The organism is Methylobacterium sp. NEAU K, assembly GCF_030700285.1.
In the GTDB taxonomy this organism is placed as follows: Bacteria; Pseudomonadota; Alphaproteobacteria; order Rhizobiales; family Beijerinckiaceae; genus Methylobacterium.
In genome coordinates this window covers 53,942-76,032 of sequence record NZ_JAUYZJ010000019.1, presented here as the reverse complement: position 1 = coordinate 76,032, position 22,091 = coordinate 53,942, and the positions used below count along the sequence as shown (strand labels likewise).

Sequence of the window (22,091 nt, the reverse complement as noted above, 5' to 3'; positions counted from 1 at the left end):
GGAGGCGTGGTGACCATCACCACTTTCGGCCGTTGCGGTTGGGCCCGAGCTGGTCGCCGCGCACGCCCTTCCGGACCCATGCCGGGATCCGGAATGCGTCGCTGCCGGGCTTCGCCGGCATCGGCGGCAATGCCGCCGTCTCCGTGGCGGTGACCACCGGCTCAATCACGTCGGTGTCGACATAGTCCGGGCCGTGGCCCGGCCAGCGCGCGTGCACCGCCTCGACCTGGATGCTGCGGCCATCCCCGGCCCACGGCAGGGCCGCCTCGTAGCAGCGCGAGCCCGGTCGCTGTTCCATCAGCACCCAGGGCCCGGTATCGATCCGGCAATGGACGTAGCGTGGCGTCTCGTCGGACAGCACGACCGCCCGGACGGTGATCCGCCCCTGCACGTCAACGGCCATGCCGCAGCTCTCGGGCGACGTCGGCACCGTGGCGACGCGCCGGTCGGCCGGGCTCGTGATCAGCACGAACGGCCAGGCCCGGTCGAGGGCGCGGAACCGCCAACTCGTCACCGGCCCGTCGATCGCCGCGACCCCGTAGCCGACCGATCCGTCCTCGTTCTGCCCCACCGAGCGCGCGGCGGCATACAGTGTACGGCCGTCCGGGGCGAGCTCGTTGTAATGGGTGTGGCCCATCTCCACGAGGCGAACGCAGGTGGCCCAGAACAGGCCGGCGATGTCGAGCCGGTCGTCAGGCTCGCGCAGATCGTCGGGATAGGCGTGCATGAACACCGCGCAGGGAATTTTGTGCGCCGCCGCGTCCGTGAGCCGCTCGCTCAGCCACTGCGTCTGGGGCCGTCCGAGCCGGAAATCGAGCCCGATGCCTTTCCGGCCAAAGCCCGGGCTGACCATGTCGACGAACAGGCAGCGGACGCCCCGGATGTCCTCGCAGGCGCAGTAATGCGGGACCGGCCGCGTCGGCCACGTCTCCGGGCAGCCGTGAGGCGGCTGCTCCAGGTCCCAGGTGATCGGCGGCGGCAGGCGGTCTGCCAGGGCTGCTGAGAAGGCGTGAAAATCCTCCATGCTCCCGTGCTGACGGTCGTGGTCGCCGGGGATCAGGCGCAGCGGCAGGTTCTCATGCCGGTCCAGCGCCTCCCGCAGGATGCGGTACTCGGAGGCGTAGCCGTTCTCCGCCAGGTCGCCGGGCAGGTACACGAAGTCGAACTGGCTTTGCGGAGAGATCGCCGCGATCTGGTCGAGGATCAGGTTCAGGTCGCAGGCATTCGCGGCGTCGGCATCCTGCAGGTGCAAGTCACCGATATGCAGGAAGACGAGCGGCTCGCGCATCGGCGCGGCGCGGTGTTCGGCGTAGGACATCGGGCAGTTCCGTCTTCGGATCGGGTCAGGCGCGCGCCGGCATCGCCGGGGGCAGGCCGCCGCCGCTACCGGCCTCGCCGGTGGCCGCTGCCCCGCCGCGGGTCTCGGGCATCAGCGTGAGGTAGAGGACGAAGCCGAGCCCGGCGATCGCCGCCAGAGCGAGGAAAGCGGTGGAATACCCGGCCGACACGATAATCAACCCGGCCAGCGTGGCGCTCAACGAGGCGCCGATCCCCTGCGCCGTGGCGACGGCGCCCTGAGCCGCGTTGAAGCGGCCGCCGCCCCGCGTCAGGTCGGCCACCACGATCGGGAAGAGGGCGCCATAGACGCCGGCGCCGACCCCGTCGAGGAGCTGCACGCCCACCAGCCAGAACGGGTTGTCCGAGAGCGTATAGAGCGCACCGCGCAGCGCCAAGACGCCGAAGGCCGCCAGGAAGATCGGCTTGCGCCCGATCACGTCGGCCTTGGCACCGACGAAGATCGCCACAGGCACCATCACGCACTGGGCGGCGACGATGCAGACCGCGATCAGCGAGGTCGCGTGGTCCTTGCCGGAGAGATGGGTGAGGAGCTGGCCGACCGAGGTCAGCATCGCGGCGTTGGCGAGGTGGAAGATCGCGCAGAGCACGGCAAACAGCAGCAGCGCCCGGTTCTGCAGAAGCGTCGCGAGGCCCGAGGGCTTCTCCTGCGACTTCGACTCCGCCTCGGTCATGCCCCGGGCGAGGTCGTCGTCGATGGCATCGGCCGGCACCATCAGCATCGCCCCGATTGACAGAGCCGCGAGCACGCCCATCAGCCAGAACACCACGATCGGCCCGAAGAAATAGGCCGAGCCGCCCGCGATCGCGGCCGAGGCCGCGTTGCCGGCATGGTTGAAGCCCTCGTTGCGGCCGATCCGCTTGGCGAACAGTTTTGGGCCGACCACCCCGAGAGTGATCGCGGCCAGCGCCGGCGGGAAGATCGTGCCGGCCACGTGGGCGATCGATTGCGTCGCCGTCACGAGGTAGAAATTCGAAATGAACGGCAGGATCAGGCAGCTCACCGTGACCGCGATGGCGCCGCCAATCACCACGGCCCGCTTGTGGTTGGTGGCGTCGATGAGGGCGCCGGCCGGCGTCTGCGCGATGAGGCCCAGGATGCCCGCGATGGTCATGACGAGGCCGGTGGTCGCCTCGTTCCAGCCTTGGTCGGGGCCCCGCACGGCGATCAGGTAAATCGCGAGATAGGGACCGAGGCCATCGCGCACGTCGGCCAGGAAGAAGTTCAGGGCGTCGAGGCCGCGCAGGGCCTTGGTGGAGGGAGCCCGGACGGAGGCGCCGCGCGCCGTTGCTCCGGTGTCGTTCCTGTCCATCCTGCCCCGTCCCCCGAGCGAGCCTCGAAGCGGCCGGGCCCTAGCAGGCTTGGCACGCGACGAGCTTGACGCCCATCCGCCGCATCGGTTCCCGCAACGCGATCGAACAAGCCCGGACCGGTGCGATTCCCTTGTGGCTGAGCAGGTTAACTACCCTCGGGACGGTCGAAAGCGTCGGGATTCCCGACATCGGCTGTCGCTTCTGCGGACAGATCCGTGCCCGCGACGGTGAGGCCGTACCGCTCGATCTTGGCGTAGAGAAGCTGCCGCTGGATGCCGAGCCGCCGGGCTGCCCGGGCCCTGTTCCCGTCCGCCTCGCGGAGCGCGGCGGCGATCATCGTGCGCTCCAAGCGGGCTACGGCTCCAGGCAAGTCGCCGGCCAGCCAGTCCGCCGGGAGACCGCCATCCTCGGACGGCGGCGGCCGCTCCGCCGGCAGCTCGATGTCGTCGGCGGCGATCACGCCGCAGCGGATCAGCATGGCCGCCCGCTCTACGACGTTGCGCAATTCGCGGACGTTGCCCGGCCAGCCGTAGACCAGCAGGCGGGAGGCGGCACTTCCGCTCAGGCGCTTGCCGGACCGGGCGAGAAAATACTCCGCCAGGGGCACGATGTCGGCCAGACGCTCGCGCAGGGGCGGGAGACAGATCGGCAGCCCGTTGAGCCGGTAGTACAGGTCGGCGCGGAACCGACCCTCGGCGACCAGCGCCGGCAGGTCGCGGTGCGTGGCTGCGATCAGGCGGGCATCGACCCGCGCGGCCCGGCCGCCCAGAGGCGTCACCATGCGGTCCTGGATCACCCGCAGGATCTTGGCCTGCATGGCCGCGGGCATGTCGCCGATCTCGTCGAGGAACAGCGTGCCGCCCTCGGCCTCGTGGAAGGCGCCGGCGCGGTCCGACACCGCTCCCGTGAAGGCGCCGCGGACATGTCCGAACAGCTCGCTCTCCAATAGGTGGGCCGGGATCGCCGCGCAGTTGATCGGGATGAACGGCCGCGCCCGGCGGCGGGAATACGCGTGCAGCGCCCGCGCTACCTCTTCCTTGCCGGTACCGGTCTCGCCATGGATCAGCACGGTGGAGTCGGTGTCGGCGACGAGCCCGATGGTCTTCTGGACCCTGCGCATGCCCGCACTCGACCCGATCAGGCCGGCATGACCATCCTGTACGGCCGGTCCGTTCGGTTCCGGCCGCACTGCCAGCAGCATCGTGTCGAGGACGGCTGCGAGGTCGGAGCGCCCGACCGGCTTGGTGAGGTGGTCGTGTGCCCCGAGCCGCATCGCCTCGATTGTGTTGGCCGGGCTCGCGAAGGCGGTGAGCACCGTCACGGGCGGACGGTCCGGCAGCGCGCGGATCCGCGCAAGCGTCGCCATTCCGTCGAGATCGCCCGGCATGCGCAGGTCGAGGAGCACCGCGGCAACCGATCCCTCGCCCAGGCGTGCCAGGGCTTCCAGGCCGGAGGCGGCCGGAAGCGGCGTGTGGCCGAGATCGGCCACGGTCTCGGCCAGGCCTTCGCGCAAGGCAGAATCGTCGTCGACGATCAGGATGGTCGCCATGGCAGGTCCAGGACAAAGGTGGTCTCGGGCACGCCGTCGATGAGCCTCACCGCGCCGCGATGCGCCAGGGCGATCTCGCGCACAATCGCGAGACCGAGGCCGGTCCCGTCCGAACGCCCGGTGACGAAGGGCTCGAACAGGCTGGCGCGGATCGCGGGGGCGACCCCGGGGCCGGTATCGGTGACCCGCAGGTGCAGGCGCACCACGCCGTCGATCGTCACCCGGGCGGCAACGAGGCGGACCCGCCCGCCCGGCGGCGTGTGCTGGATTGCGTTGAGCAGCAGGTTGTCGAGGGCGCGGGCGACCTGCGCGCGGTCGATGTGCGGACGCTCCGCATCCGCCAAGGCGTCGGCCTCGATATCGAGCTGGACGGCGTGGCCGGCCGCGAGATCCTCGTGCAGGCGCGCGCAATCCGCCAGCAGCGGGGCGATCTCGGTGGGCGCGCGGGTCAGGGTGCGCGCCTGCGTCAGGTTGAGGAGGTCGCGTAACAGTTGGTCGACCCGGGCGATCTGGACGAGCACGGTCCCCAGCGCCACCGCGGCGCGGTTCGGGTCGCCGCTGACCAGGGCGTTCTCCGCCTTGAGCCGCATCGCCGCGATCGGATTGCGGATCTCGTGGGCGACGCTGGCCGCCAGCCGCCCGACCGCGGCGAGGCGCTCGGCGGCCACCACCCGGGCGCGGGCATCCCGCAGCCCTCCACCTGCGGCGTTGAGGGCATCCACCAGCCGGTCGAGTTCGCGCTCGCCGGTGCGCTCCAGGCGCGGAAGGTCCTCGCCGTCCGCGCGCGGCGCCGCCAGGGCGGCCTCCAGCCGGGCGATCCGCCCCGAGAACCCGTACAGGAACCACCCCAGAAAGGCCGCCGAGCCGAGGACGGTCACGGCGAGAAAGCCCAGCCCCGCCAGGAATCGCGTGTAGGCCGGGCCGTCGTTGACGTGCGCACGACCCATGGTCCAGGCGGTCAGTCCCGATTCGGTTCCGTGCAGGGGGCAGCCCTGGAGCAGGAGCACCTGCGTGCGGCCCGGGCGGCGGACGGACATCGCATGGTCGACCCGCAAGGCCTCGGCGTTCACGGTGGCGATCGTGTCGCGTTCCGCCTCGGGGAGGTCGGTCTTCGGGCCCGTGCCCTCGTAGGTCGGATAGGCGTAGGCGACCGGCCCGGTTGCGGCGCGCCAGATTCCCCCCTCGATACCGGCAGCGCCGGCCAGCGCCGCCCGGACGACGTCGACGAGGTCGCTGTCGGCGATGTGTCCGCGGCCGCCGCGGACCCGCGCGGCGTATCGGTCGATGATCTCGCGGCAGGCCCGCCCGACGGCAACCTCCGTCTGGGCGACCTGGACGGCCGTGGACTGGCTGTAGAAGCCGAACATCAGGTAGGCCGTGGCTGCCGCCGAAGCCAGCAACAGGATCCATAGGGCCAAGAGCCGGGCGCGCAGGCTATAGGCCGTCACGGCGGGTTCCGGTCGTGCACGGGGCAGGCTCCTGCGGCCTTGTCCTGGCCGCCATGCATCGGCCCATAGAGCATGATGCGGAAAAATGGAAACCCGGTTTCCGAAAATATCATGCGATAACAATGATGTAGAGCGTGCTCCGGGCGGGTGTGGCATGCTCGGGCCCGGAGCCCGCGCGGCCGATATTCGGGCGCGCGGGTTGTTGAAACCTTGGCACAGGCCGTCGCAATCGAAGCGGGCCTATCCCGACCGCTGGACGTCGCGGTGATTGCGCGCTTTTCTCCACGCTCTAAGCGAATCCGCTGCCGGAGACGGATGGTGTCACAATCCCTCGTCGATCGGGCCACGCTCGACGAACTCGGAGCCGCGATCGGCACCGATAAGCTCGTGCGCCTGCTCGACCGGTTCATCGCAAGCCTCGCCACGGCCTTCGACGGCGCAGATCGCGCCGATTCCGATCTCGGCCGCGAAGCTCACACGCTGGTCTCGATGTCGGGCATGCTCGGCTGCGCGGCGCTCTCGCAGGCCTGCCGAGGCCTCGAACAATCCGCCACGCTTGGCGACGATCTCACGCGGCCGCTCGTCGATGTTCGAAGCCTGCGCGACAGGACCATCGCGGCGTTGCGGGACCTCAGGATGGAGACCGGCGTCTTCCTGTGACCCCGGGGCGGCATCCGCTCCGCGGCCGGCTTCCGGTCACGCCGCCGTCACCGCATCGAGCGGCGCCTCGAAGGTCAGCACCACCCCCTCCGGCGGATAGCTGAGCTCCGCGATCCCGCCGAAGCTGTGGGCGAGGCTGCGGGCGATCAGGCGCGTGCCGAACCCGGTACGGGTGGGCGGCGTGACCGGCGGCCCGCCAACCTCCTCCCATCGGAACCGCAGGACCTGGCCGCCGCCCCCGTCCCCCACTTCCCAGGTGATGACCACGTGCCCGGCGGCCACGGACAGCGCGCCGTACTTCGCCGCGTTGGTCCCTAGTTCGTGCAGCATGAGCGCCAGGATCATGCCGTGGCGCGGTCCCAGGGTGACGTCGGGCCCCTCGGTCCTGAACCGGCCCGCCACCCCGTCGCCATGCAGGGAGATTGCTCCCTCGACGAGGGCCGCCAGGGACGCCTCGGCGAACGAGCCCTGAAGCAGGACGTCGTGGGCCTGGGACAGGGCCAGCAGCCGTGCGCCCAGCGCCTCGCCGGCCGCTTCCAGTGAATCCGCGTTGCGCAGGGTCTGCGCCGCTACGGCCTGGACCATGGTCAGGGTGTTCTTCATCCGGTGCGCCAGTTCCTGCATCAGCAGCGTCTGGCGCGCCTCCGTGAACTTCAGATCGGTGATGTCCCGCGATGCGGCCAGGATGCGCTCGGGCCGGCCATGCCGCCCGCCGATCGGGGTGACGGCGATGTCCCACCAAATAGCCGTCCGGCCCCTCTCCTGTTTCGCCTGGAAGCGGCTCGCCTGTCCCCGCCGCGCCTTGTCGAGAGCCGACGCTACCGTTTCGCGGTCTTCCTCGCGGGTCCAGAGATCGATCCAGGGGTTGCCGATCATGTCGGTCGGATGCTGTGTCTCGACGCGGGCCGGGCCGTTCTCGCTCGTCATGATCAGGCGTCCGTCGCGATCGAGCACCTCCAGGAAATCCATGCCGGCCTGGAAAATCTCGGCTTCGGACTCCTCGTCAGGCTGCGGCGCTTCCGACAAAGCCTCGGGGCTCGCGCATTCGCGCCCGTGCAGCGACAGACGACCATGGACGTGCCACGGATCGGAGGCGAGGCGCTCGGCCTCCACGCGGCTCGCGGCTTCGATGATGCGGCCAAGACGCCGGCTGCGCTGCCGCTCCGAATCCGCCTGCCAGGTCGCCTGCATCAGCAGGGCGCGCAGATGGATATTCTCCGCTTCGAGCGCACCGAGTCGGCGATCCGCCCCGTCCGCACGCGGCAACACGATGCCCGCATCCATCGCCCGCCCCCCCCAGCTCAGCCTCATGCTTCCGGAGCGCTCGCGCCGGGCGAGTGCCGCAGAAGACCCGCCGAAGACGAGGCGCGGCGACGCGATGTCGAAGCCGAGGCGCACCGGCGGTTCGAACCGCTTCTGGTCACGCGCCCCGGCTCGCAGCCTTGCGAATCGAGGGATGCGTCAAGCTAGCATGTTATTGGGAATAATCAAACGAAGTGTGTATTCGCCGAGGCGGTTTGACTACAGGCGTCACGCGGCAAGTTTACGGACTGTGTCACTTGTTTCGCATCAGCAGCACGAGCCAGCCGATGCCGAGGATGAAGATGATCAGGCCGATCGAGACGAAGACCGGCGTGCCGAGGTCGATCAGTCGCGGCGCGAGCTGGGTGGCGAAGGCCGCAACCACCAGGGCCACTGCGACCCGGGCGGCAGCCCGCTCGATGCCGCGGGTTACCTTGTCGAGGCCCTTCACCTCGATCTCGACGGTGACGCGGCCCTGCTTGAGCCGCACCAACATCAGGTGGATCAGCGTCGGAAGTTCCGAGGCCGCGCCGTAGAGCCCGACGCCCAGGGCTTCGGCCTTCTGCTTGAGGGCGCTGAGCGAGAACTGCGTCTGCATGCTCGCCCGGACGGTGGGGCCGGCGGCCGCAAACAGGTCGAAATTCGGATCGAGGTGGCGCATCACACCGTCGGCCGTGACCAAGCCCTTGAACAGGATCGCGAGGTCGGTGGGCATCGCGAGGTCGTTCTCGCGGGCCATGTTCATGAAGTCGGTGAGTACCAACCCGAGATTGAGCGGGATCGAGGAGTGGCTCTCCACGAACGACTGGGCCGAGACCTGAAGGCGGGTCAGGTCCGGGTTGCTGGTGCCGGTCCAATCGAGCAACACGGCCATCAGGCCGTCCGCATCCTGCTTCAGCATCGCGCCGATCAGCACGAGGAGCTGCGAGCGCCGCCGCTGCGACAGCCGGCCGATGATCCCGAAATCGATGAAGCCGATGCGGTTGCCCGGCATCGCCAGCATGTTGCCCGGATGCGGATCGGCGTGGAACACGCCCTCGATCAGCGCCATCTGCAGGAAGGCGTCGGTCCCCTTCTGGGCGAGCAGCTTCTTGTCGACTCCCGCGGCGCGCAAAGCCGCCTCGTCGTTGGGCGGGATGCCATGGATGAAGTCCTGCACCAGCACCCGCTCGGAACAGTATTCCCAATGGATCTTCGGGAACACGATGTCGTCACGGTCCTCGAAGATCTGGGCCAGCAGCTCGCAGTTGCGTGCCTCGTTGAGGAGGTCGAGCTCGCCGTTCAGCCCCTCGGCGAGGTGGCGCATCTGCTCGCGCGGCTGGTAGCGGGCCATGTCCGGCCACTCGTTCTCGACGATGCGGGCGCCGTGCGCCATCAGGCGAAGGTCCGCCTCGATGATCTTGCGCAGGTTCGGCCGCAGGACTTTGACGATCACGTCTTCGCCCGAGTGAAGACGCGCCCGGTAGACCTGAGCGATCGACGCCGAGGCGATCGGGTTCGTGTTGAACTCGGCGAACACTTCCGTGGGCGGCCCGCCGAGATCCTGCTCGAGTTGCGGGCCGATCTGCTCCCACGGCACCGGCACGACCTGGCTGTGGAGCTTCTGCAACTCCTCGGTCCAGGCTGGCGACAGCAGGTCCGGCCGGCTGGCCAGCACCTGCCCGAACTTGATGAAGGTCGGGCCGAGCGCCTCGATCGCCCGGCGCAGGCGTTCGGGCTCGGACAGGCGGGTGACGTCGACCCGGGGCTGCCGGCGCGGCAGCAGGGGCAGGTAGCGCAGGCCGAGACGGTCTACGACGCGCGTGACGCCGAAGCCGATCAGGATGGTCGCGATCTCCGACAGCCTCTGACGGTCGCGGGCGGCAACGAAGGCTGTCTTCAGCATGAACTGAGCGATCCGTTCGGACGGGATTGGGCGCCCGGACAGCACGAGCATAAGGACTTTTTTGCGGTCGCGAAGCCCTGGATTGATCCTTCGTCGGCAAGAGGCACGATCCCGCAATCGCAATGCGCGGCGCTGGCCCGCATGGCGATTGCTGGTTCTGCGCTCTTTCTCCGAACCGGTCTCCGCTTCGGCGGCGCACGCGCGAGCCGCGCTTCGGAGACTGGTCGGATCCGGGGATCCAGCCGGCAGACGCGCTCGAGGGCGCCGCCGCGGTCAGCCCTTAACCACCGCGTCGATCGCGTCGATGACGTGGTCGATGTTGTGGGTGTTGACCGCCGCCACGCAGATCCGGCCGGTCTCAAGGGCGTAGACCTCGTGCTCCTCGCGCAGGCGCGTAGCCTCCTCGGGCGTCAGGCCCGTATAGGAGAACATGCCCTTCTGCGCCTTGATCGCGTCGAAGCCGCGCTCCGGATGGCGCTGCTGCAGGCTGTCGGCCATGCGCACGCGCATGGCGCGGATCCGCTCGCGCATCTCGGCGAGTTCCCGCTCCCAGTCGGCGCGCAGCTCCGGATCGGTGAGCACGAGCTCGACGATGGCCGCCCCGTGGGTGTGCGGGTTCGAGTAGCTCGCCCGCACCAGCCGCTTGGCCAGCGACTCGACCTTGGCCTTCATGGCTGGGTTCTCGGCCACGATGGTGAGGGCGCCGACGCGCTCGCCGTAGAGCGAGAACGATTTCGAGAACGAGGAGGCGACCAGGAATTCCTGGCCCGATTCCGCGAACAGCCGCACCGGCGCGGCATCGGCATCGAGGCCCTCGCCGAAGCCCTGGTAGGCGATGTCGAGGAAGGGGATCAGCCCGCGCTCGGCCATCAGAGGCACGAGGTCGCGCCAGGCCTCTGGGCTGAGATCGGCGCCGGTCGGGTTGTGGCAGCAGGCGTGCAGCACCACGATCGAGCCCTTGGGCAGGTGCTGCAGATAGGCGCGCATGGCCGGGTAGTCGACGCCACCGGTCTCGGCCGAGAAATAGGGATAATCGACCACGGTGAAGCCGGCCTGCATGAACAGAGCCTTGTGGTTCTCCCAGCTCGGGTTACTCACCGCCACGGTGGCCCCCGGATTGAGCTTGGCCAGCACGTCCGCGCCGGTCTTCAGAGCGCCGGTGCCGCCGATGCTCTGAAGCGTCGCCGCCCGGTTCTCCTTGAGGATCGGGGCGCCCGCGCCGAACAGCAGGGCCTGGACCGCGTCGCGGAACGGCTTGGTGCCCTCTATGGGCCGGTAGGTCTTCGGCAGGCCCTTCTCGATCCAGCGCTTCTCCGCAATCTGCACGGCGCGCAGGCGCGGCACCTTGCCGTCCGCGTCCGTGTAGACGCCGACCACGAGGTTGAGCTTCTTGGTGCTCGGGTCTGCGTTGAAGGCCTCGAACAGCCGCATGATCGGGTCGAGCGGCGCGTCCTGGATGCCGGCGAACAGCGAGGTCATGATCGTCAATCGTCCCAGAGGGTCTTCAATGTGGCGCGACCGGCGGTTCATTTGACCGTTGGTGATCGGGCCGACGCCCTTATTCCGCACATCGCGCCCGCCCGCCAGCGCTTGCGCGCGCATCAGCGTCCCGATCCGCTCAACGATGGATGTGATCTGATGCTGCGTCAGCGCGCCGATGCGAGTTTCCCGAGGCAGCACTGTGAGCGATAACCTGTCGCCATGATCCGCCGACTCGCCCCATTCCTCGTATTCCTCCTCGCCGCCGCACCGGCCGCCGCGCAGGCGCCGGTCCGGATCGGCCTCTCGGCGCCGCTGTCAGGGCCGGATGCCGCTTTCGGCCAGGGGCTGCAGCAGGGCGCCGAGCAGGCGGTGGCCGACCTCAACCGGGCTGGTGGCGTACGGACGAAATTCGTCCTGGTGCCGGCCGACGATGCCGGCGACGCCAGGCAGGCTGTCGCGGTGGCCAGGAAATTTGCCGCGGATGGTGTGCGCCTCGTCGTCGGTCCCTTCGAGTCCGTCGCGGTCTCGGCCGCGGCACCGGCCTACGAGGAGTCGGGCACCGTGCTGGTGACGCCGGGCGCGACCTACCCACCCTTGACCGCGCGGGGCCACTGGAACCTGTTCCGGCTTTGCCCGAGCGACGCGCAGCAAGGCGTGGCCGCGGGAGCGTATCTCGCGAAGGTCTTCGCCGGGCGCCGCGTCGGAATCCTCAACGACCGCTCGACCTTCGGCCGCGGTCTCGCCGATGCGGTGGCGGCGCGGCTCAAGGAGTTGGGTGCGCCGGACGTGCTGTTCGACAGTTTCCCCCGGGGGACCCAGGACCTCTCCGATCTCGTCGGCCGGCTGAAGGCGGCCCGGGTCGAGGCCGTGTATTTCGGGGGCCTTGCACCGGAGGCCGCGTCCTTGGTGCGGGCGATGCGCGAGGCCGGGCTCGGCGCGACCCTGGTCGCCAGCGACGGCATCCTCGATCCCGCGTTCGCGGCCGCTGCCGGCGCGGCCGGGGAGGGGACCGTGATGACCCTGGCGCCCGATCTACCGCGCTTGCCCGATCCAAAGGGCGGGAAGCCCGCGGCGCGAAGCGCAGAGGCCGCGAGCGTGTCCGCCGCAGGCTACGCGGCTGTCGAGCTGCTGGCCCAGGCGGTGGAGCATGCCCACGCGGCGGACCCGAAGACAGGCCGGATCGCCGATGCTCGGAAGGTGGCGGAGTCTCTGCGCGGCGCAGAGCCGCTGCGCACGGTTCTCGGCCCCATGGGCTTCGACGCCCGCGGCGACCGGTCCGCCGATGCCGTCACGCTGCGGATCTGGCGACGGACGCCCGAAGGCCGTCTCGATTATGCCGGCAATGACGGTTACTCACGGTGAAACGCGACGAATCGTGTCGATGAATCCGTGGACGCCCCGTACGCGACTTGCGGCGCGTTCATGCGGCGACTAAATGCGAGCTGCGTCGTTGTTGGCGCGGACCATCCGCCGGATCGGATCCGCGCCTTTCGGCGTTTCCCGAGCTCGATGACAGCCGAAATAGATTTGCCGGAACGCCTGCTGCCGGACGGTCCGACTGGAGAAGGTGCATGGCGAAAGAAGAATTGATGCAGTTCGACGGTCTCGTGATCGAGATCCTGCCGGACGCGCGCTACCGCGTGCAGCTGGACCAGGGCCACGAGATCGTGGCCTACACGGCCGGCAAGATGAAGAAGAACCGCATCAAGACGCTGGCGGGTGACCGCGTCACGGTCGAGATGTCGCCCTACGATCTGGAAAAGGGCCGTCTCGTGTTCCGCCACAAGGACGAGCGCTCCTCCGGTCCGCGGCCCCCCGTGCGGGGCGGACAGTTCCGCCGACGTTGAGGGCCGAGCGCGCGGCGCGGGCTCCCTCGGCCGCGCCGGCCTACCTGCTGCTCACCGTCACCGCGCTCCTCTGGGCCGGTAACGCAGTCACCAGTCGCTGGGCGCCGGGACACGTCTCGCCTCAGGTCATCACGACACTGCGCTGGGCGGTGGCCTGCGCGGTGCTCACGCCGTTCGCGGCCCGCCGCCTCGCCGCGGAATGGCCTCTGCTGCGCCCCCACTGGCTGCGCATCCTGCTGATGGGCGGCCTCGGCTACACCGCCTTCAACTGCCTGTTCTACGCGGCCGGCGTCTATACCGGTGCCGTCAACCTGGCCCTGTTTCAGGGGGCGATCCCGGTCTTGGTGATCCTGCTCAACCGTCTGGCCTACCGGGTGGCGGTGACACAAGGGCAGGTGATCGGCGTGGTCCTGACGCTCGTCGGGGCAGGCGTGGCCGCGACCCGTGGCGATTGGGCCGTGCTGACGCATCTCGCCTTCAACCGCGGAGACGTCCTCGTCTTCGGGGCCTGCCTGCTCTACGCGGGCTACACGATCTTCCTGCCGACGCGGCCGAAGGTGTCGGCCCTGGCCTTCTTCGCCGCCATGGCGGTCGCCGCCTTCGTGACGTCGCTGCCGCCGCTCGCCGTCGAATGGGCGGCGGGTCACGCCGTCTGGCCGGGGCCTGAGGGCTGGGCGATGGTGGCTTTCGTCGGCCTGGGACCCTCGCTGCTGGCACAGCTGTTCTTCATGCGCGGCGTCGAGCAGATCGGCCCGAACCGCGCTGGCCTGTTCGTGAATCTCGTGCCGATCTTCGGCGCGATCCTCGCCGTCCTGCTGGTCGGCGAGCCGTTCGGGGCGACGGAAGGCATCGCCCTGGCGCTGGTGCTCGCGGGCATCGCCTGTGCCGAGCGCCTGAAGCCGGCGCTGGCCGTGGAGGCGACGCCGGAGGGCGCCTACTCGCAGACGCGGACGCGGCGGACGTAGACGTCGCCATAGGCGTCGATGGTGCGGCGCCGCTCGAAGTGGCAGACCGGACCGTAATCCTCTTCCACGTAGACCGGCGGCGGCGCGCGGTAGACCGGGCGGCCGGGATAGTAGCCGTTGTTGGCCGACGCGATGGCGCCGCCGACCGCGAGGCCGCCGAGCACGCCGAGGGCGGCCGCGCCGCCGGCGCCGATCCCGTCGCGGGCCTGGGCGGCCGGCGCGAGGGTGGCGAGACTCCCGACGACAAGGCTCGTCGCGAGAAGGTACTTCATGGAATCCCCCTGATGGATACGGTTCGCGCCGGTCGGGCCGGCCTGGGCGGGCGACACCATCTCAGCTTTGGGGCGTTTGTTCGACCGCGCAGGACGCCTTGACGTGGGGTGTTCCGACGCACCAAACCCGCACAACGGGTTGAATCGGAGGCCGGCATGGTGACACGGGGCTTCGTCGGGCGCAGGCAGCCGCCCGAGACCGGGGCGCGCCTTCCGCCCGGTCAGTACCTGACCGACGACTTCCCAATCCTGCAGATAGGCCCCAACCCGACGGTCGATCTGTCGACCTGGCGCTTCACGCTGCGCGAGGGCGCGCGGCCGATCAAGTCGTGGAGCTGGCAGGAATTCGAGGCGCTGCCCCGCACCGCGTGGCACGGGGACATTCACTGCGTCACCAAGTGGTCGAAGTTCGACACGGGCTGGGAGGGCGTGAGCTTCGACGACCTGCTGGCGGATGCCGCCACCGCGGCGCCGACCGGCTACCTGCTCGCGGAATCCTACGACGACTACACCACGAACGTGCCGGTGGCCGACCTCGTCGGCGGACGCGCCATGGTGGCGACCCGCTATGCGGGTGAGCCGATCCACCCGGATCACGGCGGCCCGGCCCGCCTCCTCGTGCCGCATCTCTATTTCTGGAAGAGCGCCAAGTGGCTGAAGGGCCTGCGCTTCACCCAGACCGACACCGCCGGCTTCTGGGAGCTGCGCGGCTATCACATGTACGGGGATCCCTGGCGTGAGCAGCGCTATCTCGGTGACTGAGCCGATCGTCTTCCGCTGGCAGCCCGCCGAGATCATCGCGATCGCGCCCGTCACCCCTTGGGTGAAGAGTTTTCGGCTGCGCTGCGACCTCGCGCACAACTATCGCGCCGGCCAGCACGTCGACGTGCGCCTGACGGCCGAAGACGGCTATCAGGCCCAGCGCAGCTATTCGATCGCTTCGGTCCAGGATGGCAGCGGCACCCTCGAGCTGATGGTCGAGGCGCTGCCCGATGGTGAGGTCTCGGGGTGGTTCTCGCTCTGTGCCGAGGTTGGCGACCGGGTCGAGCTCCGCGGGCCGATCGGCGGCTCGTTCTCCTGGGATGGCTCCGATGGCGGACCGCTGCTGCTGGCGGCCGGCGGCTCCGGCGTGGTGCCCTTGCTGGCGATGCTGCGGCGGCGCGTGCAGGCGTGGCCGGAAATCCCTGCGGCGCTGATCTACTCCGTCCGCACACGTCAGGAGGCCATCGCGCTCCCCGAACTGGAACGCCTCGACCGCGAGGGCGCCGGCTTCGACCTGCATCTCGCGACGACGCGCGAGACCGGCGGCCGGCGCATCGACGCCGCCCTGGTGGCAGGTGCGCTGTTGCGGCTTGGGCGGCCGGAGAAGGTCTTCATCTGCGGCTCGAACCGCTTCGTCGGCGCCGCCTCGGACCTGATCGTGGCGGCGGGCATCGCCCCGGGCGTGATCCGTACCGAGCGCTTCGGCGGCTGAACCCCGCGACCGTTCAGGGGCTGAAGATCAGGACGAGGTAGACGAAGAACACCACGAGGTGCACCGCGCCCTCCAGCACCGTCGTGCGCAGGCCCGAGAAGGTCTGTGCACTCAGGATCAGGGTCACGGCGAGCAGTGTCATCTCGGTCGGCTTCAGGCCGAGCACCACGGTCTGATCCGTGAGCAGGCCGATGGTGAGAACCGCCGGCACGGTGAGGCCGACCGTGGAGGTGACGGCTCCCAGGCACAGGTTAATCGCCCGCTGAAGCTCGTTGCGGGCGACCGCCTTGAGGGCCGAAATCCCCTCCGGGGTGAATACGATCGCGGCGATCAGCACGCCGCCGAGCGCCGATGGAGCGCCGAGCGCCGCGATGCCGTGGTCGAGGATCACCGCGAGGCTTTTCGCCAGCAGCACAATCGGCACGACGTTGGCCAGCAGCAGGGCGATGTGCGTGGCGATGCCGCCGCCCGTGACCGGAGCCGTGCCGGAGGCGGGCTCCGGTGCGGTCACGGTCTCCGCGTCCTGGAAGAACTCGCTGTGCCGGCCGGTCTGGATCAGCAGAAACACGCCGTAGAGGGCCAGTGTGAACGCCGAGAACGTCACCGCCTGGACCTTCGTCAGGGTGCCGTCGCTGGTCGAACTGGTGAAGTTCGGGATGATCAGCGCGACGGTGGTGAGCGGGATGATCACCGACAGGAAGGCCGAGGCGCCCTGCAGGTTGTAGCGCTGCTGATTGTGGCGCAGCCCGCCGACCAGGAGCCCGAGACCGACCACGCCGTTCAGCACGATCATCAGCACGGCGAACATCGTGTCCCGTCCGAGCGTCGGTGCGTCCTTGGCCGACAGCATGACAGCGGAGATCAGGGCCACCTCGATGATCACGATCGACAGCGTCAGCACCAGCGTGCCGAGCGGTTCGCCCAGCCGGTGGGCCAGGTCCTCCGCCTCGTGCACGACGCCGAAGGCCGCCCAGACGATGACCGCGAGCAGCCACGCGAACAGCCCCCCTGCCAAGAGCGGATGCGACAGGTCGCCGAGCCACGTCTTGCCGAACCACGCGAAGGCGAGAACCGTCGCCCACACCACCGCCAACCGCAGGGCTCCCATCATGTTCGTGGTCGTCTCCGGTCGGATCGCGTTGACGCTGCGCAGAACTCGGGCAACTCTTCGAGCCCTGCACAAAACTCCCGATCACCGGGAGTTCTCACCCTGAGCGCGACGGCGCAGCGGGAGCCTTGTGAGGTGCACGTGGTTCGGCCAAGTGGCAAGGCCGGGGTCGCCGCGTTGGACTGGGCAATTTGAGGTGGATGGCACCGGCAGGAGGCAGGATTGTCTCTTGGTGCGCCGGTGTGAGCGCGCGCAACCGGCCCATGCCGTGGTGGGAGTAGTCAGTCGGCCTGGTTAGCGCTATTTTCAAGGCACCCGAATAAAGTCCGGTGCCTGATTCCTCCGCCGCGCGATGGCGCGCTGCCGGGCGCGGCGCGGCTGTTGAGAGTTCCCGTCACTTGCCTTTCCCGACCTTGCCCGCCCCCCTCGCGCGGGCCCTGTCCGAGCGCGGCTACGCTGATCCCACCCCGGTGCAGGCCGCGGTGCTTGAGGCGGCTGCCGGCGCCCGCGACCTCCTCGTCTCCGCCCAGACCGGCTCGGGCAAGACCGTAGCGTACGGTCTTGCGATGGCGGGCATGTTCTTCGGCGACGGGGAGATGCTCCCAGCCCCCGGCGCGCCGCTCGCCCTGGTGATCGCCCCGACCCGCGAACTGGCGCTCCAGGTCCAGCGCGAGCTGTTGTGGCTCTACGCCTCGGCCGGCGGCCGAGTGACCGCCTGCGTCGGCGGCATGGACCCCCGGCGCGAGGCCCGGATGCTGGCCGACGGCACACATATCGTGGTGGGCACGCCGGGACGGTTGCGCGACCACCTCGAGCGGCGCAACCTCGACCCGACCGCCCTGCGCGCCGTGGTGCTCGACGAGGCCGACGAGATGCTCGATCTCGGCTTCCGCGAGGACATCGAGTTCATCCTCTCGGGGACCCCAGCGGAGCGGGCGACCTACCTGTTCTCCGCGACCCTGCCGAAAGCGATCGAGGCACTGGCCGAGCGCTACCAGCGCGGCGCCCTCCGGCTGGCGATCAAGGGCGAGAGCAAGGGGCACGCCGACATCGCCTACCGGGCGGTGCGGATCATGCCCCGGGAGACCGAGCACGTCGTGCTCAACCTCCTGCGCGAGGCGGATGCGCCGACCGCCATCGTATTCTGCAACACCCGGAACGCGGTGCGCCATCTTCAGGCAAGCCTGACCGAGCGCGGGTTCTCCGTGGTGGCGCTCTCTGGTGAGCTCGGCCAGGGCGAGCGCAACGCCGCGCTCCAGGCCCTGCGCGACGGCCGGGCCCGGGTCTGCGTCGCCACCGACGTGGCCGCCCGCGGCATCGATCTGCCCAGCTTGAGCCTCGTGATCCACGCGGACCTGCCGCACGATGCCGAGGTGCTCCAGCACCGCAGCGGCCGCACCGGCCGCGCGGGCCGCAAAGGCACGTCCGTGCTCCTGATCCCGAATTCCCGCCGCCGCCGCGCCGAGCAGATGTTCGCCATCGCCAAGGTCAGCCCGGACTGGTCGGGGCCGCCCTCGGCCGACGAGATCCGGCGGCTCGACGGCGAGCGCATGCTCTCCGACCCGCTCTTCTCCGAGCCCCCGGCCGAAGAGGATGTCGCCCTCGCTGGAGCGCTGCTGGCCAGCAAGGCCCCCGAGGAACTCGCCGCTTTGCTGGCCCGGGTCTATCGCACCCGCCTGCCGGCGCCGGAGGAGGTCAGCGACCCCGGCGAGGGGCGGGCCCCGCGTGGCGAGCGGCCGCCTTACGACCCGATGGATCCCGAGAAGATCGCCGCCATGGGGCCGGCGGTTTGGTTCCGGCTCAATCTCGGCCGCCGCGACAACGCCGATCCGCGCCGCCTCCTGCCGATGCTCACCCGCCGGGGCGGCATCGGCCGGCAGGAGATCGGGGCGATCCGGATCTTCGACCGGGAGACCAAGTTCGAGGTACGGGGCAACGCTGCGGCGCGCTTCGCCGAGGCCTTCGCCCGCAACGGCTCGCCGGAGATCCAGATCGAGGCGATCTCGGGTGACGCGCCCCCGGCCGAGCGCAAGGGCCGTCCTGACAGTCCGAAGGGGTTTGCCAGCCCTCGCGCCGGTAAGCATCAGCGCCAGGTCGAGCGGTCCGGTCCCAGGCCCGAGAACAAGCCGGGCCGGAACACGGGCCGCGGCTGATCGGCACCGACGGGGGCGTCAGCGGCGCCCCCGGACGGCGATCAGAACACCTTTTTGACCGCGTCGCCGAGCGCGTCGACACTCTCCTTCAGCTTCCGTCCGGCGGGGGCCAGCGACGGCAGCTTGATCCCGAGCACCTCTGTCTCCTCAGCGTCCGGCGCTTCGGCCTGCGCGACGGCCGAGGCAGCCTTGCCGTTCTCCGCAATCTTCGCCGCTGCCGGGATCTTGCGCGCCGCCGCAGCCTTGCGCGCCTTCTCGGTCCTTTCAAGCAGGGCGGCCGGGGCTCCGGGTGCCGAAGCGACCGGCTTGGCCGCGGGAAGTGCGGCTGGTTCGGCCAGCTCGCGCGCCCGCACCGTCTCGGATGCGCGCGGCGGAAGCAGTGCGGCCGTGCGGGCCGGCGGCAGGGGCACGACCTGCCGGCCGGGCGCGACCAGCGCCACCGGGACAGGCGTCGGAATGCGCTTGGTCGGTGCCTCCGGCGCAGCCACGACCTTCGCGGGCGCCGGCGCGCTCTTGGACGGAGCGGTGAAGGCCGACATCCCATCGGGCAGGGCCGCCATGCGCGGGGCCGGCAATTCAGGTTCCGCCGGCTTTGCAGCCGGGGCCGCCGGCAGGTTCGTGCCGGCCACGACGGGAAGACCGTCCTTCAATTCGGGCCAGTCGGCGGCGCGGCTCGAAGAGGCGATCTTGGCGGGCTGTGGTGCCGCGATCCCAGCCATCAAAGTCGTTGCGGCGACGCCGAACCCAACGAGCGCGCCTGCTCCGACCACGCTGAACAGGACGACACGCAGGTTGAGCACACGCCCAGGCTGCGTGTCCGGCGCCCGAGCTGGTCTGGTATCGGACGGGTCCAGGGCGAGATCGATCATGGTCTGGGGTCTCTGACACGATGCACGACGCGCGCGACCGGGCTCCCCACGACCGGCCGCCTCCCCCCGATGATCCGGAGGTGGTTCGACTCTGTCGGCGATAGAGAAACCGCAATACGGCGCAAAGATGTCGGTCCGAATTGCGCGCCCGGCCAGTCGTGGCTCGGCTATCCACAAGATGAGACGCGGGCGCTTAAGATTCCGTAGTCGCTCGACCTAAGGCTGCCGGTCGTGCTGGCGCAAAGGCGCGGCATGGACTTCGCCGGCGCGGTCGCTATGCGTCTCGGCGTGGATACCCGACCGACCCTGCTCCCGATTCCCGAGGCGACGTCCGCGCCGACGGGCGGCCGCGCGCGCAATTGGCCGTGGGCGGGCTGGTCGACCCGCGCGCGGCTCATCGCCGTGGTGCTGTTCATCGACGCCCTCGCGGCTCTGATCTCCTGCGGGGTCATCGTGCTCAACGCCCGCACGGCGGTGCGCGTCGAGACCCGCGCCTCGCTGGCCACCGTCGAGTCGCTGGTCGCCGACACGATCCGCCTGTCCGATGCCGCCGCGCCTGACACGCTGCTTCAGACCCTGGACCTGCGCTTCAAGGTGCTGCGGCACGTCCGGGTCGCGGTCCTCGACGCGGACGGCGACCAGGTCGGGACGCCAATGCCGCCGCCCCGGTCCGACCGCGAGGCGCCGCGCTGGTTCGCCGAACTGATCATGCCGCCGATCGAGCGCCACACCCTCCCAATCGCCGTCAACGGGCGCACGCTGGGTACCGCGCAGATCACGACCCAGCCGATGGATGAGATCGAGGAGATCTGGGGCTATGCGCGCGCGCTCTCGATGACGACCCTGGCGATCAACGCCGCCATGCTGATCGCCCTCTACCTCGCGCTCGGACGCATCCTGGCGCCGCTGCAGCGGCTTGGCGCCGGCCTGACGCAGCTGGAGCATCACGACTACACTGTGCGGCTGGAACCGCCGGGCGCCCGCGAACTGGCGGTGATCGCCGAGCGCTTCAACAAGGTGGCGGAGGCTTTGGGGGAGGTGCGCGCCGCCAACGGCCGCCTCAACCGCCAACTCCTCACCGCGCAGGACGACGAGCGGCGGCGCACCGCCCTCGAACTGCACGATGAGTTCGGACCCTGCCTATTCGCCCTGGAGGCCAACGCGGCCTCGATCGCCCGCATCGCCTCTGGGCCGGCCGAGCCGAACCGCGAGAAGCTGGCCGCGAGGGCGGCCGAGATCGGCGCCATCGTCGGTCAGGTCCAGATCGTCAATCGAGAGCTACTTAATCGCCTTCGGCCGCACGGGCTCGGCCAGGCGCCGCTCGCCACCTGCCTCGATCTGCTCCTGCGGGGATTCGGGCAGCGTCACCCCGGTAAAGGCTTCATCGGCCGGTTCGATGGCCTCGCTCGCGGCTATGGCGACCTCGTGGACCTCACGGTCTTCCGCTGTGTGCAGGAGAGCGTCACCAACGCCGTCCGCCATGGCGGCGCCACCCGGGTCGAAGCCGAGGCGAGCGAGGCGGGGGGCACGCTGCACGTCACGATCACCGACAACGGAAGCGGAATCCCGGCGCAACACCGGACAGGCCTCGGTCTGTCGGGGATGCGCGAGCGCGTCGAGGCGCTCGGCGGCACCTTCACCCTTGACAATGCCGGTCCCGGAGCAATCGTCCGGATCACGATCCCCGTTCCGCCGGAGCGGGGCGACGAGAACAACGACGCGCCGAGCGCATGAACGCCATCGCCTCCCAGATCGACGTCACCGCCACACGCCTGCCGGTCCTGGTGATCGACGATCATCCCATCGTCCTGCAGGGCTGTCGACGCGTGCTCGAGGATGCCGGCGTCGAGACCATCGCGGAGGCGACCACCGTGGTCGGCGGCTACCGGATCTTCCACCGGCTCCGTCCCCCCGTGGTGATCTGCGACCTGACCTTCCAGGGCAGCGGCATGGCCGGTCTCGGCCTGATCCGCCGCATCCGCGCGGTCGCGCCGGAGACGCGGATCCTGGTGTTCAGCATGCACAACGATCCGGTGATCGTCGCGCGGGCGCTCGAGGCCGGGGCGCTGGGCTACGTGCTGAAGGACCACGCCTCGGCCGAGCTGTTCGAGGCGTTCGGCAAAGTGCGGCTCGGCGAGGTCTATCTCGACCGCCGGCTGGCCACCGAGGTGGCGATGCTGCGCGCCGATGCCCGCCGGACCCCCGAATCCCAGCTCACCCCGCGCGAGCAGCAGATCCTGGCGCGGCTCGCCCAGGGGCGCTCCTACGGGGCGATCGCGGCCGACCTGTCGGTGAGCTACAAGACCGTCACCAATGCCTGCTCGCAGATGCGCCAGAAGCTCGGCGTGCGCACGCTCGCAGAGCTGATCCACGTCGCCGTCACGCACGCGCAGCGTCAGGGCTAGCG

19 protein-coding genes are annotated in these 22,091 nt (G+C 69.9%); 9 read left to right on the top strand and 10 right to left on the bottom strand.

The window, feature by feature from the left end; translation table 11 throughout:
* Positions 1-16 precede the first annotated feature (16 nt).
* The 4 genes from Q8W67_RS16300 to Q8W67_RS16285 all read right to left on the bottom strand — a co-directional run bounded on the left by Q8W67_RS16300 (position 17) and on the right by Q8W67_RS16285 (position 5,667).
* Positions 17-1,318: a metallophosphoesterase gene (locus Q8W67_RS16300; RefSeq protein ID WP_305547343.1), complete on the bottom strand. Its 1,302-nt coding sequence runs from the start codon at positions 1,316-1,318 to the stop codon at positions 17-19.
* A gap of 25 nt (positions 1,319-1,343) precedes the next feature.
* Positions 1,344-2,669, bottom strand: a complete 1,326-nt coding sequence (locus Q8W67_RS16295; protein ID WP_305547341.1) for an MFS transporter — start codon at positions 2,667-2,669, stop codon at positions 1,344-1,346.
* A gap of 146 nt (positions 2,670-2,815) precedes the next feature.
* Positions 2,816-4,219: a sigma-54 dependent transcriptional regulator gene (locus Q8W67_RS16290; protein ID WP_305547339.1), complete on the bottom strand. Its 1,404-nt coding sequence runs from the start codon at positions 4,217-4,219 to the stop codon at positions 2,816-2,818.
* A complete protein-coding gene (locus tag Q8W67_RS16285) occupies positions 4,204-5,667 on the bottom strand; it encodes a PAS domain-containing sensor histidine kinase (RefSeq protein ID WP_305547337.1) in 1,464 nt (487 codons plus the stop codon). The genes Q8W67_RS16290 and Q8W67_RS16285 overlap by 16 nt, the downstream gene beginning before the upstream one ends.
* Positions 5,668-5,982: 315 nt before the next feature.
* Between Q8W67_RS16285 and Q8W67_RS16280 the strand changes: the two genes are divergently transcribed.
* Complete coding sequence (locus tag Q8W67_RS16280; RefSeq protein ID WP_305547335.1) at positions 5,983-6,327, top strand: Hpt domain-containing protein; 345 nt, start codon at positions 5,983-5,985, stop codon at positions 6,325-6,327.
* Between the two features lie 36 nt (positions 6,328-6,363).
* Here the strand turns inward: Q8W67_RS16280 and Q8W67_RS16275 are convergent, their stop codons facing one another.
* From Q8W67_RS16275 to Q8W67_RS16265, 3 genes are all read right to left on the bottom strand, one after another.
* Positions 6,364-7,611: a sensor histidine kinase gene (locus Q8W67_RS16275; protein ID WP_370693892.1), complete on the bottom strand. Its 1,248-nt coding sequence runs from the start codon at positions 7,609-7,611 to the stop codon at positions 6,364-6,366.
* Positions 7,612-7,882: 271 nt separating this feature from the next.
* Positions 7,883-9,514: an AarF/ABC1/UbiB kinase family protein gene (locus tag Q8W67_RS16270; RefSeq protein ID WP_305547331.1), complete on the bottom strand. Its 1,632-nt coding sequence runs from the start codon at positions 9,512-9,514 to the stop codon at positions 7,883-7,885.
* Between the two features lie 273 nt (positions 9,515-9,787).
* Positions 9,788-10,993 carry an amino acid aminotransferase gene (locus Q8W67_RS16265; protein ID WP_305547329.1) on the bottom strand — a complete coding sequence of 402 codons (1,206 nt, stop codon included), beginning with the start codon at positions 10,991-10,993 and terminating at the stop codon, positions 9,788-9,790.
* Positions 10,994-11,215: 222 nt separating this feature from the next.
* On the opposite strand from Q8W67_RS16265, the gene Q8W67_RS16260 reads away from it, so the two are divergent.
* The 3 genes from Q8W67_RS16260 to Q8W67_RS16250 all read left to right on the top strand — a co-directional run bounded on the left by Q8W67_RS16260 (position 11,216) and on the right by Q8W67_RS16250 (position 13,808).
* A complete protein-coding gene (locus Q8W67_RS16260; RefSeq protein ID WP_305547327.1) occupies positions 11,216-12,358 on the top strand; it encodes a branched-chain amino acid ABC transporter substrate-binding protein in 1,143 nt (380 codons plus the stop codon).
* A gap of 209 nt (positions 12,359-12,567) precedes the next feature.
* Positions 12,568-12,843: a translation initiation factor IF-1 gene (gene infA / locus Q8W67_RS16255; protein ID WP_012320343.1), complete on the top strand. Its 276-nt coding sequence runs from the start codon at positions 12,568-12,570 to the stop codon at positions 12,841-12,843.
* Positions 12,840-13,808: a DMT family transporter gene (locus Q8W67_RS16250; protein ID WP_305547324.1), complete on the top strand. Its 969-nt coding sequence runs from the start codon at positions 12,840-12,842 to the stop codon at positions 13,806-13,808. Before infA ends, Q8W67_RS16250 begins: the two co-directional genes overlap by 4 nt.
* On the opposite strand, the gene Q8W67_RS16245 is transcribed toward Q8W67_RS16250, so the two are convergent.
* Positions 13,778-14,080 carry a hypothetical protein gene (locus Q8W67_RS16245; protein WP_305547322.1) on the bottom strand — a complete coding sequence of 101 codons (303 nt, stop codon included), beginning with the start codon at positions 14,078-14,080 and terminating at the stop codon, positions 13,778-13,780. The genes Q8W67_RS16250 and Q8W67_RS16245 overlap by 31 nt on opposite strands.
* Positions 14,081-14,236: 156 nt before the next feature.
* On the opposite strand from Q8W67_RS16245, the gene Q8W67_RS16240 reads away from it, so the two are divergent.
* Together Q8W67_RS16240 and Q8W67_RS16235 are read left to right on the top strand one after the other, a co-directional pair.
* Positions 14,237-14,842 carry a molybdopterin-dependent oxidoreductase gene (locus tag Q8W67_RS16240; RefSeq protein WP_305547320.1) on the top strand — a complete coding sequence of 202 codons (606 nt, stop codon included), beginning with the start codon at positions 14,237-14,239 and terminating at the stop codon, positions 14,840-14,842.
* Entirely contained in the window at positions 14,817-15,554 is a 738-nt protein-coding gene (locus Q8W67_RS16235) for an FAD-binding oxidoreductase (protein ID WP_305547318.1), read from the top strand. Before Q8W67_RS16240 ends, Q8W67_RS16235 begins: the two co-directional genes overlap by 26 nt.
* A 13-nt stretch (positions 15,555-15,567) precedes the next feature.
* Here Q8W67_RS16235 and Q8W67_RS16230 read toward each other — a convergent pair whose 3' ends face one another.
* Positions 15,568-16,665 (bottom strand): calcium:proton antiporter, encoded by a 1,098-nt coding sequence (locus Q8W67_RS16230; RefSeq protein ID WP_305547316.1) that lies wholly within the window; start codon positions 16,663-16,665, stop codon positions 15,568-15,570.
* A 395-nt stretch (positions 16,666-17,060) separates the two neighbouring features.
* Here Q8W67_RS16230 and Q8W67_RS16225 point away from each other — a divergent pair, with 395 nt between their 5' ends.
* Positions 17,061-18,815 (top strand): DEAD/DEAH box helicase, encoded by a 1,755-nt coding sequence (locus Q8W67_RS16225; RefSeq protein WP_305547314.1) that lies wholly within the window; start codon positions 17,061-17,063, stop codon positions 18,813-18,815.
* 41 nt (positions 18,816-18,856) lie between these two features.
* Here the strand turns inward: Q8W67_RS16225 and Q8W67_RS16220 are convergent, their stop codons facing one another.
* Entirely contained in the window at positions 18,857-19,684 is an 828-nt protein-coding gene (locus Q8W67_RS16220; protein ID WP_305547312.1) for a hypothetical protein, read from the bottom strand.
* Between the two features lie 252 nt (positions 19,685-19,936).
* Here Q8W67_RS16220 and Q8W67_RS16215 point away from each other — a divergent pair, with 252 nt between their 5' ends.
* Positions 19,937-21,418 (top strand): ATP-binding protein, encoded by a 1,482-nt coding sequence (locus Q8W67_RS16215; protein WP_305547311.1) that lies wholly within the window; start codon positions 19,937-19,939, stop codon positions 21,416-21,418.
* Complete coding sequence (locus Q8W67_RS16210; RefSeq protein WP_305547309.1) at positions 21,415-22,089, top strand: response regulator transcription factor; 675 nt, start codon at positions 21,415-21,417, stop codon at positions 22,087-22,089. Before Q8W67_RS16215 ends, Q8W67_RS16210 begins: the two co-directional genes overlap by 4 nt.
* The last annotated feature ends 2 nt before the right edge of the window (positions 22,090-22,091 follow it).